Raw genomic sequence first — 17,762 nt, 5'->3', positions numbered from 1 at the left:
CGATTTTCTAGCCAGGCAGACACTCCCCCGGGCCAAGCCCTAACTAGACAGGATCTCCCATGTCCTTTGCCTCCCTCGGTCTCTCCGAGGCTTTAGTCGGTGCTGTGGAAGCAGCCGGCTACAACCAGCCCACTCCGGTGCAACAGCGGGCCATCCCCGCCGTGTTGCAAGGTCGCGACCTGATGGTTGCGGCACAGACTGGCACTGGCAAGACCGGCGGCTTCGCCCTTCCGGTTCTCGAGCGCCTCTTCCCCAACGGCCACCCGGACAAGTCGCACCGCCATGGCCCGCGCCAGGCCCGCGTACTGGTCCTGACCCCGACGCGCGAACTCGCCGCCCAGGTCCACGACAGCTTCAAGGTCTATGCACGTGACCTGCCGCTGGCCAGCGCCTGCATCTTCGGCGGTGTCGGCATGAACCCGCAGGTCCAGGCCGTGGCCAAGGGCGTCGACGTCCTCGTGGCCTGCCCCGGGCGCCTGCTGGACCTCGTGGGCCAGGGCAGCATCGACCTCTCCCACGTGGAAATCCTCGTGCTGGACGAAGCCGACCGCATGCTCGACATGGGCTTCATCCACGATGTGAAGAAGGTCCTCGCGCGCCTCCCGGCCAAGCGCCAGAACCTGCTGTTCTCGGCGACCTTCTCCAAGGACATCACCGACCTCGCCGGCAAGCTCCTGCACAACCCCGAGCGCATCGAAGTGACCCCGCCGAACACCACGGTCGAGCGCATCGAGCAGCGGGTGTTCCGCCTCCCGGCCAACCACAAGCGTGCCTTGCTGGCCCACCTGGTCACGGTCGGCGCCTGGGAACAGGTGCTGGTGTTCACCCGTACCAAGCACGGTGCCAACCGCCTGGCCGAGTACCTCGACAAGCATGGCCTGCCGGCTGCCGCGATCCACGGCAACAAGAGCCAGAACGCGCGCACCAAGGCCCTGGCCGACTTCAAGGCCAACAGCGTGCGCATCCTGGTCGCCACCGACATCGCCGCCCGCGGCCTGGACATCGACCAGTTGCCCCACGTGGTCAACTACGAGCTGCCCAACGTCGAGGAAGACTACGTGCACCGCATCGGCCGCACCGGTCGTGCCGGCCGTAGCGGCGAGGCCATTTCCCTGGTCGCCCCCGACGAAGAGAAGCTGCTCAAGGCCATCGAGCGCCTGACCAAGCAGCGCATCCCCGATGGCGACATGCAGGGCTTCGACGCCTCCACCGTGGAAGCCGAACGCCCCGACGTGCGCCCGCCGCAACCGGCCCGCCAGCCGCGTGCCGACCGTCCGAAGCGCGAAGGGGCCACCCCGCCCGCCGCCGACGGCGAAGGCAAGCCGCGCAAGAGCCGCAACCGCCGCGGCAAGGGCAAAGGCAAGGAAGGCGAGAACGCCCAACCGGCAGCCGGCAACAACAACCAGCCCCAGCAGGCTCGTCCGGCACGCCCGCCGCAGCCCCCGCGTGATCGCGACCCGGAAGAGTTCCTCGACGACGACGTGGACAACTTCGGCAACCGTGCCGACTACGTCAGCCCCTACCCGGACAAGACCCAGAGCCGCAACCGCCGTGGCGGCCAGGGGCAGGGCCAGGGGCAGGGCCAGAACCAGGGCAGAAGCCAGGGCCAGGGCGCCGGTGCGCGTGGCCAGGGCGCCGGCCAGGGCAAGGCCCGCAGCGGTGGCGGTGGTTCCGGCCAGGGCGCCGGCAACGGCCAGCGCCGCAATGGCCAGGGCCAAGGCCGTGGTAACGGTGGCGGCCAGGGTCGTCGCGACGAGCAGCGCAGCTCCCGCTCCCGTGAAGAACCCGCCGTGCAGGAGCCGCGCAAGCCGCAGCCGAAGATCATCCACAAGGAGTCCAAGGGTGATCGCTTCCCCACCGCGGAGCAGTTGGACCAGCTGTCCAACAGCCGCCCCCGTGGCGAGAAGCCGGCGCTGCTGACCCGCAACCGCTAATCTGCAACGCCATTGGAAACGCCGGCCCCGGGGCCGGCGTTTTCATTTGTGCCCCTGCCGCCCCGACTTCCGGGGCCTGGGCGGGTCCGACGCGGCGGGGCCTTGGGCCGGAAATGAAAAACGCCGGCATCGGCCGGCGTTCTTCGTCATCCGCGCCGTCTTACTTGCGCACACCCTCGAAGGAGATGATCAGCTCGACTTCCTGGGAAGCCGGGCCGAGGTCCTTCTGGATGTCGAAGTCCTTCAGCTTCAGGGTGGTGGTGCCTTCGAAGCCGGCGCGGTAGCCGCCCCACGGGTCATCGCCTTCACCGATGAACTTGGCCTTGACCACGACCGGCTTGGTCACGCCGTTCAGGGTCAGGTTGCCGGTCACGTCGGCGGTGCCGTTGCCGGTGGATTTCACGCCGGTGGACTCGAAGGTCGCGGTCGGGTTCTTGCTCACGTTGAGGAAGTCGCCGCTCTTGATGTGCTTGTCGCGCTCGGCGTGGTTGGTGTCGACGCTGGCGGTCTGCAGGGTGACCTTGATCTTGCTCGCTTCCGGCGCCTTGGCGTCGAAGCTGAAGGAGCCGTCGAAGTCCTTGAAGGTGCCGTACAGCCAGCTGTAGCCCAGGTGGCTGATCTTGAAGTTGACGAAGGCGTGCTGGCCTTGCTTGTCGATGGCGTAGTCGGCGGCCATGGCCTGGCCGGCGAACAGGGCGGCACCGAGGGTCAGCGCGGCGATGGATTTCTTCAGCATCGGTATTTCTCCTTGTGAGGGTGCAGCTTATTTGGCGGCGCGCCCGAACATGCGGGTCAGGGTGGCGTCGCGATCGATGAAGTGGTGCTTGAGCGCAGCGAGCGCATGGATGCCGGCGAAGATCACCAGGCCCCAGGCGAGGTACTCGTGAATGGCGCCGGCGACGTCTTCCTGGTCGGGGATGCTGGTCAGGGTGGCCGGCACCTCGAACAGGCCGAAGACGGCGATGCCACGACCGTCGGCGGTGGAGATCAGGTAGCCCGAGACCATGATGGCGAACAGGCCCAGGTAGAGCGCCAGGTGACCGAGCTTGGAGCCCAGGCGGGTCAGGCGGTCGTGGTTGGGCAGGGCCGGCGGCGGCGGGCTGACGAAGCGCCAGCCGACCCGCGCGAGCATCACCAGGAACAGCAGGATGCCGATGCCCTTGTGGATGTCCGGGGCGGTCTTGTACCAGCCGCTGTAGTAGTCGAGGCCGACCATCCACAGCCCCAGGCCGAACAGGCCGAAGACGACCAGGGCGACGCCCCAGTGCAGGACGATGCTGACGAGGCCGAAGCGGTTGGAGGTATTGCGCCACTGCATCAGGAGGGTTCCTTGAAAATCGGATTGACCAAGCCTAGCGGCAAAAATATCGAATAAAAGTAGAAAATGTCGCTTTGAAATATCGAGTAAAACGATAGATATAACGAACGGCGCTAAGCGCGAATTAGGCGGGGTGACGAGCGGGAAGTTCGATCCCGGGTGCGCGAACGGCACCCGGGAGGCGACTGGAGGTCACGGGCGTTGCGCCCGCGTCCGCGTCAGTTGAACAGGCGGGAGAAGAAGCCCTTCTTCTCGTCCTTGGCTTCGGCCTTGGCCGGCGCCTCGGGCGTGGCGACGGCGACCTGCTCGACCGGCTCCAGCGTCTTGCCGGCGAACAGGTCGCGGGCCTGGCCGGCGGCGCGCTGGCCGCTGCGCAGGGCGCCTTCGAGGGTGCCCGGATACAGCGCATCGGTGTGCTCGCCGGCGAAGATCACCCGGCCCAGGGGCTTCTCCCACATGCGCCAGTAGAGGCTGATCTCGCCGGGGCCGTAGGCCAGGTAGGCACCGCCCACCAGGGAGTCCTTGCCGTAGCGGCGCAGCTCGTAGCCGGAGAACTGCTCGCGGGCGCCGGGGAACAGCTTGTCGAAGCGGATCAGCACCTGGTCGACCATCTGCCGATCGCCGAAGGCCTGCAGCAGGCGGGCGTTGTCACCGGAAATGTTGACCAGCAGGTTGGCGCCGCCCTTGAGCGCGGGCTCGACCCACATCATGCCCAGGCCCTGGTCGCTGTAGACCTCGCCGGAGAGGCGCGACTTGCCCCACACGGGCTTCTTGAACTTGAGCAGCATCTGGTCGCGCCAGCCGTAGTTGATGTCCTTCAGCGAGCGCAGCTGAAGGGCCGACAGGGACGGCGTCAGGCTGATCTTGTCCAGGGCCGGCAGCGGCACGGCGAGCACCACGTAGTCGGCGCTGTAGCCGGCGCCGCCCACTTTCACGGTGACGCTGTCCTTGTCCTGGACGATGGCGGAGACCCGCGCGTTGGTCTTGATGGTCTTGATCTTCTTGGCGAACGCCTGGGCCAGGGCCGCACTGCCGCCAGGCAGGCGGGCGGCGCGCAGGTCGCCTTCCGGCAGGCCGCGATAGACCCGGCCCTGCTGGGCGAGGTAGAGCAGCGACAGGCGCGAAGGCTCGTCGTAGCGCGAGCGGATGCGCTGGTCCACCAGCGCGCGGGCGGTCGGCGGCAGCGCCAGCTTGTCCAGCCAGCGCGCCACGCTGATGGAGTCGAGGGTCTTCAGGGTGGTGTTGACCAGCGGCTGCAGCGGGTCCTCGATGGAGGCCGCGAGGTCGTCCAGGCTCTTGTCGAAGCGCTTGAGCCCCTCGATCGTGGTGGGTGCTTCCTTGAGCAGGTCGGCCTCGTTGAAATAGCGACCGGCGATCAGGTAGCCGGGGGTGCGCACGTAGTCAGGCGCGGCCACGGTCGCCAGCTTGAAGTCCTTGAGGTAGGCATGCAGGGTCGGCTGCAGCTTGCCGGAGCCGATCCACTCGGTGCTGGCCAGGCCCGAGCGCCCGCCGATGCTCGGCTTGGCCTCCAGCAGGGTCACCTGCCAGCCCTGCTGCTGCAGTTCGTAGGCGGCGGTGAGGCCGGCCATGCCACCACCGACCACGATGGCGGCCGGTTGCTTTTCCTTGCCCTGCGCAACCGCACTGAGCACTCCCAACAGAATCAGCGCGCAGGTGCGCAGCCAGGCAGCAGACATGGATTCCCCCCGAGGAATGGTCGTGTTTCTTGGATGGCGCGCAGGATACGCCAGGCACCCGGCAGCCACCAGAGATGCCCGTCGGCGCCCGTCATTGTGCCGGCGCGGCGCGCTTGTCCATCTCACCCCTATTGCATAGTCTTCCCCGACCCTTTCCGGAGACCACCCCATGGGCCAAAACGCCGACTGGATGCAGCGCGACCTCGCCGTGCTCTGGCATCCCTGCACCCAGATGAAGGACCACGAACGCCTGCCGGTGGTGCCGATCCGCCGTGGCGAGGGTGTCTGGCTGGAAGACTTCGAGGGCAAGCGCTACCTCGACGCGGTCAGCTCCTGGTGGGTCAACGTCTTCGGCCACGCCAACCCGCGCATCAACCAGCGCATCAAGGACCAGGTCGACCAGCTCGAGCACGTGATCCTCGCAGGCTTCAGCCATCAGCCGGTGATCGAACTGTCCGAGCGCCTGGTGAAGATCACGCCCCCGGGCCTGGACCGCGTCTTCTACGCCGACAACGGCTCCTCGGGCATCGAGGTGGCGCTGAAGATGAGCTACCACTTCTGGCGCAACCAGGGCCGCGAAGGCAAGAAGCGCTTCGTCACCCTGACCAACAGCTACCACGGCGAGACCATCGCCGCGATGTCCGTGGGCGACGTGGCGCTGTTCACCGAGACCTACAAGTCGCTGCTGATGGACACCCTCAAGGTGCCCAGCCCCGATTGCTACCTGCGCCCCGAAGGCATGTGCTGGGAAGAGCACTCGCGCAACATGTTCGCCCACATGGAGCGCACCCTCGCCGAACACCACGCGGAGGTGGCCGCGGTGATCGTCGAGCCGCTGATCCAGGGCGCCGGCGGCATGCGCATGTACCACCCGGTCTACCTCAAGCTGCTGCGCGAGGCCTGCGACCGCTACGGCGTGCACCTGATCCACGACGAGATCGCCGTCGGCTTCGGCCGCACCGGCACCATGTTCGCCTGCGAGCAGGCCGGTATCGCGCCGGACTTCCTCTGCCTGTCCAAGGCCCTGACCGGCGGCTACCTGCCGATGGCGGCGGTGCTCACCAGCGAGGCCATCTACCAGGGCTTCTACGACGACTACCAGACCCTGCGCGCCTTCCTCCACTCGCACACCTACACCGGCAACCCGCTGGCCTGCGCCGCCGCCCTGGCGACCCTGGACATCTTCGAGCAGGACAAGGTGATCGAGGCCAATCGCGCGCTGTCGGTGCGCATGGCGCAATCCACCGCCCACCTCGTCGACCATCCGCACGTCGCCGAAGTGCGCCAGACCGGCATGGTGCTGGCCATCGAGATGGTCCAGGACAAGGCCAGCCGCGCGCCCTACCCCTGGCAGGAGCGACGTGGCCTCAAGGTCTTCCAGCACGCCCTGGAACGCGGCGCCCTGCTGCGCCCGCTGGGCAACGTCGTGTACTTCCTCCCGCCCTACGTGATCACCCCCGAGCAGATCGACTTCCTCGCCGAAGTGGCCAGCGAAGGCATCGACATCGCCACCCGCGACTCGGTGAGCGTCAGCGTCGCCAGCGACCTGCATCCGAACCACAGGGATCCTGGCTGACGCAGCCGGAAGCTGGAAGCTGGAAGCACCGCACAGGTAGACTTCCGGCTTTCAGCTTCAGGCTTCCAGCTTCCTTATGCGCCTCTCCCGCTTCTTCATCGACGCCCCTCTTTCCCTCGGCCAGCATGCGCTGCCCGAAGCCCAGGCCCACTACATCGGGCGCGTGCTGCGCCTCGCCGTGGGCGATGCCGTGCAGCTGTTCGACGGTTCCGGCCAGGAGTACCTGGGCGAGCTGGTCGAAGTGGGCAAGAAGACCGTGAGCGTCGAGTTGCGCGAGGCCTTCACCGGCCAGGCCGAGTCGCCGCTACGGGTGCACCTGGGCCAGGGGCTGTCGCGGGGCGAGCGCATGGACTGGGCGATCCAGAAGGCCACTGAGCTGGGCGCCGCCGAAATCACCCCCATCGTCAGCGAGCGCTGCGAAGTACGGCTGAAGGACGAGCGCGCCGACAAGCGCCTGGCCCACTGGCGCCAGGTGGCGATCAGCGCCTGCGAGCAGTGCGGCCGCTCCGTGCTGCCGGTGATCCATGCGCCCATCACCCTCGCCGACTGGCTCGTCCAGGCCCGGGCCGACCTCAAGCTGGTGCTGCACCCGGTCGCCGAGCCCCTGGCCAGCCACGCCAAGCCGCAGACCCTGGCCTTCCTCATCGGCCCCGAAGGCGGCCTCAGCGACGCCGAAGTCGCCCAGGCACAAGCCGCCGGCTTCCATTCGGCACGCCTGGGACCCAGGGTATTGAGGACGGAGACAGCGCCGGTGGTGGCGCTGAGCGTGGCGCAGCAGTTGTGGGGAGACTTTTAGCTGGAAGCGTTTTTAGCTTGAAGCTGGAAGCAAAAGCCAAGGCACCAGCCTCCGCTTCCAGCTTCCAGCTTCCAGCTTCCAGCTTCCAGCTTCCAGCTTCCAGCTTCCAGCTAGATGATGCCCGCATCTTCGAGCATCTGCTCGAGTGCGATCAGGTCGGGGATGCGGGCGACGTCATCACCCAGTTGCACGGCGTCCAGCTCCAGGGGAGCCAGGGGCACGGCGGCGCGGGGCAGGTCGGAGTCGACCTTGAGCGAGCGCGGGATGCCCTGCACCAGCAGGGCGATGAATTTCACGTGGCCGCGCCCGCCGAGGGCGTTGAGCACCACCACGCGGGCACCGGCGCCGACCTGGGGCTGGCCGTCGGAGGCGGCTTCGAAGGACAGCAGCGGCAGGCGCAGGTCGCGCCAGGCCACCTGGCCGAGGAACCAGGCCGGCATGCCCGCCGACACCTGCGGCGCGCGATAGGGGATCAGCTCGGCCACCGCCACGTTGGGCACCAGCAGGGTGCGATCGGACAGCGGCACCAGCAGGCCGGTGAGGCTGTTGGCGCTGTTCTGGTTGGCGACGGCTTGGCTCATGGTTCTTCCTTCAACGATTCTTCATTCCTGGCGCAACCGCCCGCAGCCCCATGGGCTCAGGCGCACTGCTCCGCCAGGTGGTTCACCAGCGCCTGGGCCAGTTCGCGGGGGTCGGCGCTGAACGTGCTGTAGCCGCCCTCGCGCAGGCTGTCGGGCATGCTCGCGCAGGCGCAGCTGTCGCCGCGCTGGGTCCAGATCGGCGCGCCCTGGCGGCGCACGTAGGCGGCGGCGGCACTGCCGTCGCTGCCCATGCCGCTGAAGGCGATGACGCCGCACTGGGCACCGTAGTGCTGGGCGAGGTTGAGCATCACCTGGTCGATGGACGGACTGTAGGGCTCCGGCCAGGGGCGATCGCCGACTTGCATGGCGCCGCCTTCGGCGAAGCTGAGTTCGTGGCTGATCGGCACCACCACCACTTCACCGGCGCGTACCGCATCACCGGGACGGGCCAGGTTGACCGGCCACTGGCTGTGACGGCCGACGGCCTGGGGCAGCGCCGTCTCGAAGGTCGGGTCGATGTGCTGGGCGTAGATGAAGCCGATGGGCAGGCCACCGGGCAGGGCATCGAGGAATGCCTTCACCGCCGCCGGGCCACCGAGGGAGGCGGCCAGCAGCCACACCTGGCGCGCCGGCTCGCCCGCCACCAGGGGCGTGTCGGCCAGGGCCCGGGGCAGGTCCAGGCGCGCCGGGCGCTGGGCCTCGGCGAGCAGTGCCTCGAGGCTGGGGCCGACGGCCACCGCCGGGTCGCCGACCAGGCGCTTGAGCTTGCCGAACAGGCGGCGCTCCCAGCGTGGGTAGTTCTCCGAATGCCGCTCGGGGGCGTGCCCCTCGCCGAACAGCACCGGTGCGCTGGCGCGCTCCATCAGGTTGTCGACCAGGGGCGAGTCATCCGACTGCGCCAGGTCCACCAGCCAGAGGTCCACTTCACAGGCGCTCAGGGTTTCCTCGTCCAGCCGGGCCGGATCGCTGTTGAGCACCACCTGGTAGCCGTTGCCCGCCAGCGCCTGCTGCAGCACATGGCGCTGCAGCGAGGTGTCGGCGATGACGGCGATACGCGCAGAGGTTTTCTCAGTCATTTCCCTTGACCAGTCGCTGGATGGTTTCAAGCAGCAGGGACTCCTGGTACGGCTTGCCCAGGTAGTCGTTGACGCCGATGGTCATGGCCCGCTCGCGGTGTTTCTCACCGGTACGCGAGGTGATCATGATGATCGGCAGGTCCTTCAGTCGCTCGTCGTGGCGCACCAGGGTGGCCACCTCGAAACCGTCCATGCGCGGCATCTCGATGTCCAGCAGCATGATGTCCGGACGGTGCTCCTGCAGTTGCGAGATCGCGTCCACCCCATCCTTGGCGGTGAGTACGTTCATGCCGTTGCGTTCCAGCAGGCGGCTGGTGACCTTGCGCACGGTGACCGAGTCGTCCACCACCATCACCAGCGGCGGACGGTCGTGGTCGAGCTCCGCCGGCAGCGCGGCCTGGGTCGCGGAACGCGGCAGCATCTGCACCAGGTGCGCGTGCATGGCGCGGATGGTCGCCAGCAGGTCGAGGATCACCACCACGCGGCCGTCGCCGAGGATGGTCGCGCCGGAGATGCCATGCACCCCGGCGAACTGCGGGCCGAGGCTCTTCACCACGATCTCGCGGGAGCCCGCCAGAGAGTCCACCTGGACCGCCACGGCGTGATCGGTGGAGCGCACCAGGATCACCGGCAGCGGCAGGCTCTGGCCCACCAGCTTGGGCTGCTGGCCGTTGTTCAGCAGGTCGCCCAGGTACTTCAGTTCATAGGCCTGGCCGGCGTATTCGAAGCGCGGTGCGTCCGGCTGGTAGTAGGCCTCCAGCTCGTACGGGGAGACCCGCACGATACCTTCGATGGTGTTCAGCGGGATGGCGTAGAGGTCCTCGCCGGAAAGCACCATCAGCGCACGGTTCACCGACACGGTGAACGGCAGGCGGATGAGGAAGCGGGTGCCCTCGCCCGGCGTCGAGTCGATGCTCATGGAGCCGCCGAGCTGTTTCACCTCGGAGTGCACCACGTCCATGCCCACGCCACGACCGGAGATCTGCGTGACCTTCTCGGCGGTGGAGAAACCGGCCTCGAGGATGAACTGCAGCACGTCGTAGTCGGAGAGGTCGGAATCGGCGTCCATCATCCCGCGCTCGATGGCCTTGCGGCGCACGGCGTCGAGGCGGATGCCGCCGCCGTCATCGGCCAGGGCGAGGACGATGTCGCCGCCCTCGCGGCCGAGGGTCAGGCGGATGGTGCCAGCCTCGGACTTGCCGGCGGCGCGGCGCACCTCGGCCGGCTCGATGCCATGGTCGACGGCGTTGCGCAGCATGTGCTCCAGCGGCGCGACGATGCGTTCGAGCACGGTACGGTCCATCTCGCCCTCGGCGTTGCCGACGACGAATTCGACCTGCTTGCCCAGCTCGCTCGCCACCTGGCGGACGATCCGGCGCAGGCGCGGCACCAGGCGGTCGAAGGGCACCATGCGCGTGCGCATCAGGCCTTCCTGCAGCTCGGTGTTCACCCGTGCCTGTTGCAGCAGCAGGGTTTCGGCGTCGCGGTTACGCGCCGCCAGGGTTTCCTTGAGGTCCAGCAAGTCGGACGCGGACTCGAACAGCGCACGGGAAAGCTGCTGCAGCTGCGAGTGGCGGTCCATCTCCAGGGGGTCGAAGTCCTCGTAGCCGGCACGCTCGGCCTCGGCCTGGTAGCGGCTGAGGATCTGCGCCTGGGTCTCGGTGTCGAGGCGGCGCAGCTGGTCGCGGACCCGCTCGATGGTGGCTTCCATCTCGCTCAGGGTGAAGCTGAAGTCGCTCACCTGCTGTTCGACACGACCGCGGAAGATCGAAGTCTCACCGGCCAGGTTGACCAGGCCTTCCAGCAGGTCCGCCGGGACCTTGACCAGCTCCTGGGGCGCGCGACGGGACGCGGCGTCCTGGGCGGCTTCCTGGGCCTTGCGGACGAAGGGCAGGACCTTGTGCTCGGCGACCGCCTGCGGCAATGCACTGGCGGCGACTATGGGCGCGGCCAGGCTCGGCGCCGGCGCCTGGGCGGCCGGTTCCGGCTCGGTGGACTCGGGCTCCTGGGCCTCTTCGGCCAGCACGGCGTCGAGACGCTCGCGCAGCTGGTCGAGTTCGGCCTGCAGGCCTTCGAAGCCCGATTGCACATCGAGGAACAGGCTGTCCGGCCAGGGCGCACCTTGCTGCTGCGCCTCGGTCAGGTGTTGTTCGAGGTCATGGCTGAGGTCACCCAGGCGCTTCTGCCCGGCCAGGCGCGCGCCCCCCTTGAGGGTGTGCAGCAGGCGCAGCAGTTCGTCGATCTGGGCAGCGTCTTCGCGACGCTCTTCCCAACGGCCGATGGTGCGCTCCATGGCCTCGAGCAGGTCGTCGGCCTCCTCGAGGAAGATGTCGAGGATGTCGTCGCTCTCGCCCGCGTCATCCTCGACGACCTGGGCGGCCGGCTGCAGGTGCACGCTGGAGGGCATGCTCAGCTGCTCGTCCGGGTTGGCGCGGAAACGCTTGATCGCCTCGATCAGCGCGTCGCCACTGGGCACGCCGCGCTTGTCACGCACCGCCTCGAGCATTTCGGCGAGCCGGTCATGGCAGGCCTGGAGCAGGGTGAACAGGCCGGGGCTGGCGCGCAGGCGCCCGCCGCACAGGCCTTCGTAGAGGAATTCCAGCTCATGGGCGAGGTCGCCGATCTCGCGGATCTCGGCCATGCGCGCACCACCCTTGAGGGTGTGCAGGTCGCGCTGCAGGGCTTCGACTTCGAGGATGTTGTTGACGTCGTCCATCCAGCGCTGCAGCGAGGCACCGGCGCTGTCGATGATGTCGAAGCCTTCCTCGAGGAAGATCTCCACCAGCTCCGGATCGCGATCGTCGAAGGCACTGGTCGCGGGCTCGGCGGCGCGCGGCGGCTCGATCACCGGGGCAGCCACCAGCTCGGGCTCGGGCTCGATGGCAGCGGGCGCTTCGATATCGGCCAGCTCCAGCACCTCCGGCTCGGCCTGCAGCTCGACTTCCGGTTCGGCTTCCGGCTCGGCTTCGGCTTCGGCTTCGGCGGCAGCGGGCGTGCTTTCCAGCGCTTCGTCCAGCAGCCATTGGTCGAGTTCGGGCTCGTCGTCGTGCACCGGTTCGGCATGCAATACGTGCAGCTCGGGGTCGACATCCAGCGGCGCTTCGGCAAGCGGTTCGGCCACGGCTTGCGCCGGCAGATCCTCCACCACCGTTTCGATGGCCTCCAGGGCCTCGACGGTGTCCAGCGGGTCAGTTTCGCCGATCAGCGCCAGGGGCGGCTGTTCTTCGTCGATGACGATGCTCTCGCCGGGCCCGGCGCCGGGGGCGTCGTCTCCGGCCAGATCGATCTCCTCGACCAGGGCGACCTCTTCGATGTCCTCGGGCGGCAGTACGGCCGCTGCGGCAGACAGGCTCAGCCCACCGTTCTGGCGAAAGGTGCGGATGGCCTGGATCAGTTGCTGGGGATCGTCCAGGGGCAGGCGCGCCTGCAACTGGTCGAGCAGTACCGCGAGGCTGTCGTGGCTCTGCTGCAGCAGGCCGCCGAGCGCAGGCGAGTAGCTGAAGCGGCGATCCACCAGGCCTTCGTAGAGGGATTCGAGCTCATGGGCGAGATCACCGATCGGGGCGATCTCGGCCATGCGCGCACCACCCTTGAGGGTGTGCAGGTCACGCTGCAGCGAGAGCAGCGAGGTGTGGTTGTCGGGCTCGCCCAGCCAGCGGTCGAGGGACTGGCCGGCGCTTTCCAGGATGTCCACGGCCTCCTCGAGGAAGATGGCGACCATCTCCTCGTCGAGGGATTCGTAGACGCTGGGCGCGGCGACATCCGCCACCACGGGAGCCGGCTCGGCAGGCGGGGCGGACAGGTCGTCTTCCAGGCCGGCACCGGTCAGCTCGGGCAGGGAGACCTCGTCGAACACCGGCGGCTCTTCCACCAGCTCGGCCAGGGGCGGCAGCTCGGTGTCGGTGGCGTTCCAGTCGATCAGGTCCGCCAGCGGGGCGTCGTCCAGCTCTTCAACGGTCAGGCCGCTGGTCAGCTTGGGGTCGAGCAGCGCCAGGGCGGCGGGGTCGACCACCTCCTGCAGCAGCTCGCGCAGGGCCTGCACGCGCTCGGGCTGGGGCGTGACCTGCAGGGCGGCGGCCACCTGATCCATCATGCCGATCAGCGCCTCGTGGGCACGCTCGGCCTCGGCGAAGAAGCGCTCGCTGACGGCGAGGCTGCCTTCTTCCACCGCACCATAGGTGTCCAGCAGGGCTTCGCAGAGCTCTTCGATCTGCGGCAGCTCGGCCATCTCGGCGCCACGGCCGAGGGTGTTCAGTTCTTCCAGCAGGGCGCCCAGTTCCTGGCGCTCGGACGGGTGCTCGCGCCAGCGGCGCAGCAGGTCCTCGGCGTCCAGCAGGATGTCCATGCCCTCGGCGAGGAAGATGGAGATCAGCTGCGGGTCGCGTACCGTCTCGCCCTGCTCGCCCAGGCGCGCCGCTTCGGCGGCGCCGAGGCGATCCAGGTGCAGCTGCTGCACGCGCTCGAGGAATTCGGCGGTACCGGGGATGCGTACCAGGGGCGTGGTCTCGAGCTGTTCGAGGCCGGCACGGAACAGGTGCTCGGCGTCACGCAGCAGCTCGGCCTCGGCCAGGTCCATCTGCACCAGGTTGGTCTTGTATTCCTTGGCCAGCTTCTCCAGGGGCGTGGCGATCTCGGCGATCGGCAGGATGCCCGCCATGTGCGCACTGCCCTTGAGGGTGTGCAGGGCGCGCTGGAGGCTGTCGGTCACCGGCTGCGGCAGGGACTGGGCGCAATCGGCGAGGAAGCCCACCAGGCTGTCCAGGTGCGTTTCGGCTTCGTTGCGGAAGATCTCCAGCAACTGCGGGTCGAGCGGCTCCTCGTCGCTTTCGACGGCAACGGAGGCTTGCGCGACGACGGCGGGCTCTTCGACGACCGGCGCTTCCGGCTCGCCCTCGGGCTCGACTGGCTGTGCTGAGTCCGGGGCGTCAGATTTTGGGAGTCGCTGCCCCTTCGCCAGGGCATGGGCCTCGGCGGCGAGGTGGTCGACATCGTCGCGTTGGCGCTGGGCCTTGGCGGCGAATTCGTCCACCAGTTGCGGCAGCAGGGCGACTACGTCCTGGATCACGCCACGGACATCGTCATCGGGCTGGATGCTGCGATCCAGCACGCGGTTAAGCAGGTTCTCGATGGCCCAGGACAGTTCGCCGATGACCAGCGCGCGCACCATGCGACCACTGCCCTTGAGGGTGTGGAAGGCGCGGCGGATCTCGGTCAGGGCGTCCTTGTTCTCGGTGTCGGCCAGCCACTGGGGCAGGAAGTCGCCGATGGTCTCCAGGACTTCGCCGGCCTCTTCGATGAAGACTTCCAGCAGTTCGTCGTCGACCGGCTCTTCGTCGGCGGGCGGCGGCAGCAGGCTGGGCGGCACGTCGCGGGCGGGCGGGTTGATGGCCTGGGTCGGCGCCGCCATGACATCGGCCATGGACAGCGGCTTGTCTTCCTCGACCACGGGCGCCGGCTGCTCGACGGGGGCGGCGGGCAGCTCGACTTCCGGCAGGTCGAGCCCGGCGAGCTCCACGTCATCCCAGCTCATGGAGGACTCGGGCAGCGGCTCCAGGCTGAGGACTTCACCTTCGAGAGGTTCGAGGCTTTCCAGCGGCGTGGCGTCCGGCAGCGGCTCCAGGTCGTCGAGGTCGAAGCTCTGCAGGGGCTCCAGGCTGTCCTGGGGCTCCTGGGCGGCATGCAGTTCCAGCGGCACGTCGAGGCTGAAGTCGATGACCTCGGGCGCCTCGGCCGGCAGCTCGCCGAGGTTCCAGTTGTCGTCCGAGACCAGCAGCTCGCCGGCATCGGCAGCCGTCTCTTCGAGGGTGAGCTCGTCGAGGGCCGGCAGGGATTCCAGATCGCCCAGTGCAGCGGGCTCATCCAGGGCATCCAGCTCGGGCAAGGGTTCGAGGTCCGGCAGCTCATCGGCGGCCGGGATCGAAGCGGCAACGGGCTGGGGCTCGAACGCGGCGACCGGCTCCAGCTCGGGCAGGGGGTCGAGTTCCGGCAGCGCATCCAGGCTGGCCAGGGGCGCCTCTTCGGCGACCACCGGCTCGGCGAACTCGGCCGCGACCGTCACGTCTTCGTGCGGCTCCAGGGGCTCCAGGTCCAGAGGCTCCGCCAGCTCCGATTCCTCGGCGGCCAGCACTTCGATTTCCTGCAGCGGGTCGGCCAGGGGCAGCGGCTCTTCTTCCGGCTCGATGCGATCGAGGATCGAGGGCTTTTCCTTGAGCGGGTAGCCCAGGGCTTCCAGGCTTTCCTCGGCCACGTCGAGAATCAGGTCGCCCTGGGTCGCATGGTCCTCGGAGAGGCGTTCGAGGTAGTACTCGACGCTGGTGATGGCGTCGGCGAGGGTGTCCAGGCTCTGCCAGTTGGGCACGGCCTTGCGCGCCAGGAGCTGTTCCTGGATGTAGCGGTTGCAGGCTTCCAGCAGGGTCGCCGCGCGGCTCAGCGGAATCATCGCCAGGCCACCACGGACCTGGGTCAGCAGCTCGGGGACGCGAGCCAGGTGCTCGTGGTTCCACTGCGAGGCGATGAACTCGATGATCGCGTCCTTGGCCTGCTCCAGGCCATTGCGCGCTTCCTTGATCACCAACTGGTGGATCTGCGCCACGTCGGTGGTGGGCAGGTGGCTTTCTTCGGCGCGGCCATCATCGGCCGGGCCGACCATGCCGTTGAGCGTGGCTTCGACGTACAGCAGCGCGCCGGCGACGTCCATGAGGACGGCGTCATTGGGCTCGCGCTGGCCGAGGGAGAGGCTGTGGACCACGTCGATCTGGTCGAGGATCACCCGGCGCGGCTGGCCGAAGCCGAGCACGGCGAGGGTATCGGCGATCTGCTTGAGCGGGGCCAGCAGGCCATCCAGCTCGGTGACGCCGCGACGGTCGCTGCGCACGAAGATGTCCAGGCTGTCCTTGACCCGCACCAGTTCCTCGCACAGGGCGGCGACGACGGAGCGCATGGCATCGCGGTCGGGGCCGGCGAGCCGTGCACGCTCCTCGTCCACCACGTCGGTGTCGGGCAGCGCTTCGTCGAGGCGGTACTGCTCCTTCAGCGCGCGGATGCGCGGCGACTGCGCAGGGGCCTTGGCGATGTAGAACAGCAGGTTCTTCACCAGCTCCTCGGGAGCCGGCTGGTTGATGCCGTCGGCGCCCTGGTCGAGCAGGCGCTTGAGTTCCTTGTCGATCTGCCGCAGCAGGGTGCGCACGGAGGTGCCGTTCACCACGCTGCCGTTGGCCAGGCCTTCGACCATGCCGGAGGCGATGGGCCAGAGCGGGCCGAGCGGGGCCTCCTTGCACAGGGACTCGAGGCGGGCGAAGACACGCGCCATGTAGCCGAGGTTGGTGGCCAGGTCCTGGTTGCGGATGATCCCGACCAGGGCCAGCTGCAGCATCTGCCGCAGCTTGCGCAGCAGCACCGGCAGCTCGGCGGTGCGCATCTGCGCCAGGGCGTCCATGGACAGCGCGGGCAGGCGACCGGAGAGGTCCGGGGAGAACAGGCTGGTTTCCGACAGCAGCTTCTCGCCGCGCGCGGCGCGCAGGTCGTTGAGCAGCGGCAGCACCACCATGGGCAGGTCGCGGCGCGCGCTCTGGATGCGGTCGAGGTAGACCGGCAGTTGCAGGATGGCCTGCATCAGCACTTCCAGGGCTTCGCCCTGGTTGGTCACGCGGCCTTCCATCAGCGCCTGGGCGAGCTGCTCCATTTCCTCGGCGAGCAGGGCCGCGCCGTAGAACTCGACCATCTGCAGGGTGCCGTGGACCTGGTGCACGTAGGTCAGGCAGAAACGCATGCGCGTCGGATCCTGGGTGTTCTCGACGAACGCCTCCAGAGCCTGTCGCGCCTGCTTCAGGGTTTCCGCGATCTCGCCCTTGACCCACTCAAGGGCGACATAATCGTGCCGATCACTCATAGCCGTCTGCTATCCCTTCCGGGTGAATGCCAGAACCTGATCGTCGGCGACCGGAACCAGGTCCGGGTGATGCCAACCCACTACTTCGCCCACGCCCACCACCATCAGGCCCCCCGGCGCCAGGCGCTCGGCCAGGCGATTGAGGATTTCACGGCGACGCCAGCGGCGAAAATAGATCAACAGGTTCTGACAGAAGATTACGTCCATGCCGGACATTGGCGCCTTCGCCAGTTCCAGCACATTGAGCCGGGCGCAGCAAACGCGCGCGGCCAGGCTCTCAACAACTTTCAAGCGGCCATCGTCCATGACCTGGAAATAACGTTCGGCCTGGTCAGCGTCCAGCTGTTCCAGGCGGCGTGCGGCGAAGACACCCTGCCTCGCCTTGTTGAGGGCGCTGAGGCTGATGTCGGTACCGGTCACACCGAAGAATTCCGGCCGGTCGCTGCCCTGCAGCGCTTCGGCGGCGGCAATCGCCAGCGAATAGGGCTCCTCGCCGCTGGAACAGCCGACGCTCCAGAGCGCCAGCGGGTTTTCCAGGCCCGCAGCGACCCGCTCACGCAGGTAGGCGTCGAGCAGGTCGAAGGAGGGGCGGTGGCGAAAGAACCGGGTTTCCTGAACGGTGAGGCGATCCAGCAGGGTCGACCACTCGACAGCACCACGCGGGCCATCGGTGACCTGCCGGTAGTAGCTGCTGTAGTCATCCATGCCCAGCTCGCGCATCCGTGCAGTGAGATTGGTCTGCAGGAAGGAGCGACGCTGTTCGTTGATCACCACGCCCGTGCGTTCCTCGAGCAGCGATTGCCAGTCGTGGAACTGCGCGGGCGTCATGTCGGCCAGGGGTTTCAAGGCCCACACGCCGCTTGGCTGCATGCTGTCGTGCCTCTCGCTCATGGCCG

10 protein-coding genes are annotated in these 17,762 nt (G+C 68.1%); 3 read left to right on the top strand and 7 right to left on the bottom strand.

Annotation, left to right across the window (positions count from 1 at the left end):
* Positions 1–59: 59 nt before the first annotated feature.
* Complete coding sequence (locus tag HSX14_RS02805; RefSeq protein ID WP_173175034.1) at positions 60–1,934, top strand: RNA helicase RhlE2; 1,875 nt, start codon at positions 60–62, stop codon at positions 1,932–1,934.
* Positions 1,935–2,094: 160 nt separating this feature from the next.
* Here HSX14_RS02805 and HSX14_RS02800 read toward each other — a convergent pair whose 3' ends face one another.
* From HSX14_RS02800 to HSX14_RS02790, 3 genes are all read right to left on the bottom strand, one after another.
* Positions 2,095–2,670 carry a YceI family protein gene (locus tag HSX14_RS02800; RefSeq protein ID WP_021218384.1) on the bottom strand — a complete coding sequence of 192 codons (576 nt, stop codon included), beginning with the start codon at positions 2,668–2,670 and terminating at the stop codon, positions 2,095–2,097.
* A 27-nt stretch (positions 2,671–2,697) separates the two neighbouring features.
* Entirely contained in the window at positions 2,698–3,252 is a 555-nt protein-coding gene (locus tag HSX14_RS02795; protein ID WP_173175036.1) for a cytochrome b, read from the bottom strand.
* Positions 3,253–3,470: 218 nt separating this feature from the next.
* Positions 3,471–4,949 carry a flavin monoamine oxidase family protein gene (locus HSX14_RS02790; RefSeq protein WP_173175038.1) on the bottom strand — a complete coding sequence of 493 codons (1,479 nt, stop codon included), beginning with the start codon at positions 4,947–4,949 and terminating at the stop codon, positions 3,471–3,473.
* 169 nt (positions 4,950–5,118) lie between these two features.
* Between HSX14_RS02790 and HSX14_RS02785 the strand changes: the two genes are divergently transcribed.
* Positions 5,119–6,525 carry an adenosylmethionine--8-amino-7-oxononanoate transaminase gene (locus tag HSX14_RS02785; RefSeq protein WP_173175040.1) on the top strand — a complete coding sequence of 469 codons (1,407 nt, stop codon included), beginning with the start codon at positions 5,119–5,121 and terminating at the stop codon, positions 6,523–6,525.
* 76 nt (positions 6,526–6,601) lie between these two features.
* Complete coding sequence (locus tag HSX14_RS02780) at positions 6,602–7,321, top strand: 16S rRNA (uracil(1498)-N(3))-methyltransferase (RefSeq protein WP_173175042.1); 720 nt, start codon at positions 6,602–6,604, stop codon at positions 7,319–7,321.
* Between the two features lie 110 nt (positions 7,322–7,431).
* Here the strand turns inward: HSX14_RS02780 and HSX14_RS02775 are convergent, their stop codons facing one another.
* The 4 genes from HSX14_RS02775 to HSX14_RS02760 are packed head-to-tail and all read right to left on the bottom strand — an operon-like array spanning position 7,432 to position 17,736.
* The gene (locus HSX14_RS02775) at positions 7,432–7,902 is read right to left on the bottom strand and encodes a chemotaxis protein CheW (protein WP_173175044.1); all 471 of its coding nucleotides are present in this window, start codon (positions 7,900–7,902) and stop codon (positions 7,432–7,434) included.
* Positions 7,903–7,958: 56 nt separating this feature from the next.
* Entirely contained in the window at positions 7,959–8,978 is a 1,020-nt protein-coding gene (locus HSX14_RS02770) for a chemotaxis protein CheB (RefSeq protein ID WP_111262584.1), read from the bottom strand.
* On the bottom strand, positions 8,971–16,866 hold the full coding sequence (locus tag HSX14_RS02765) for an Hpt domain-containing protein (protein WP_173175046.1): 7,896 nt from the start codon (positions 16,864–16,866) through the stop codon (positions 8,971–8,973). Before HSX14_RS02765 ends, HSX14_RS02770 begins: the two co-directional genes overlap by 8 nt.
* Before the next feature lie 9 nt (positions 16,867–16,875).
* Positions 16,876–17,736 carry a CheR family methyltransferase gene (locus HSX14_RS02760; RefSeq protein WP_111262621.1) on the bottom strand — a complete coding sequence of 287 codons (861 nt, stop codon included), beginning with the start codon at positions 17,734–17,736 and terminating at the stop codon, positions 16,876–16,878.
* Positions 17,737–17,762 lie beyond the last annotated feature (26 nt).

Origin of the sequence: Pseudomonas tohonis (assembly GCF_012767755.2) — a bacterium.
Taxonomy (GTDB): Bacteria; Pseudomonadota; Gammaproteobacteria; order Pseudomonadales; family Pseudomonadaceae; genus Metapseudomonas; species Metapseudomonas tohonis.
This window is presented reverse-complemented; position numbering and strand designations above follow the sequence as displayed.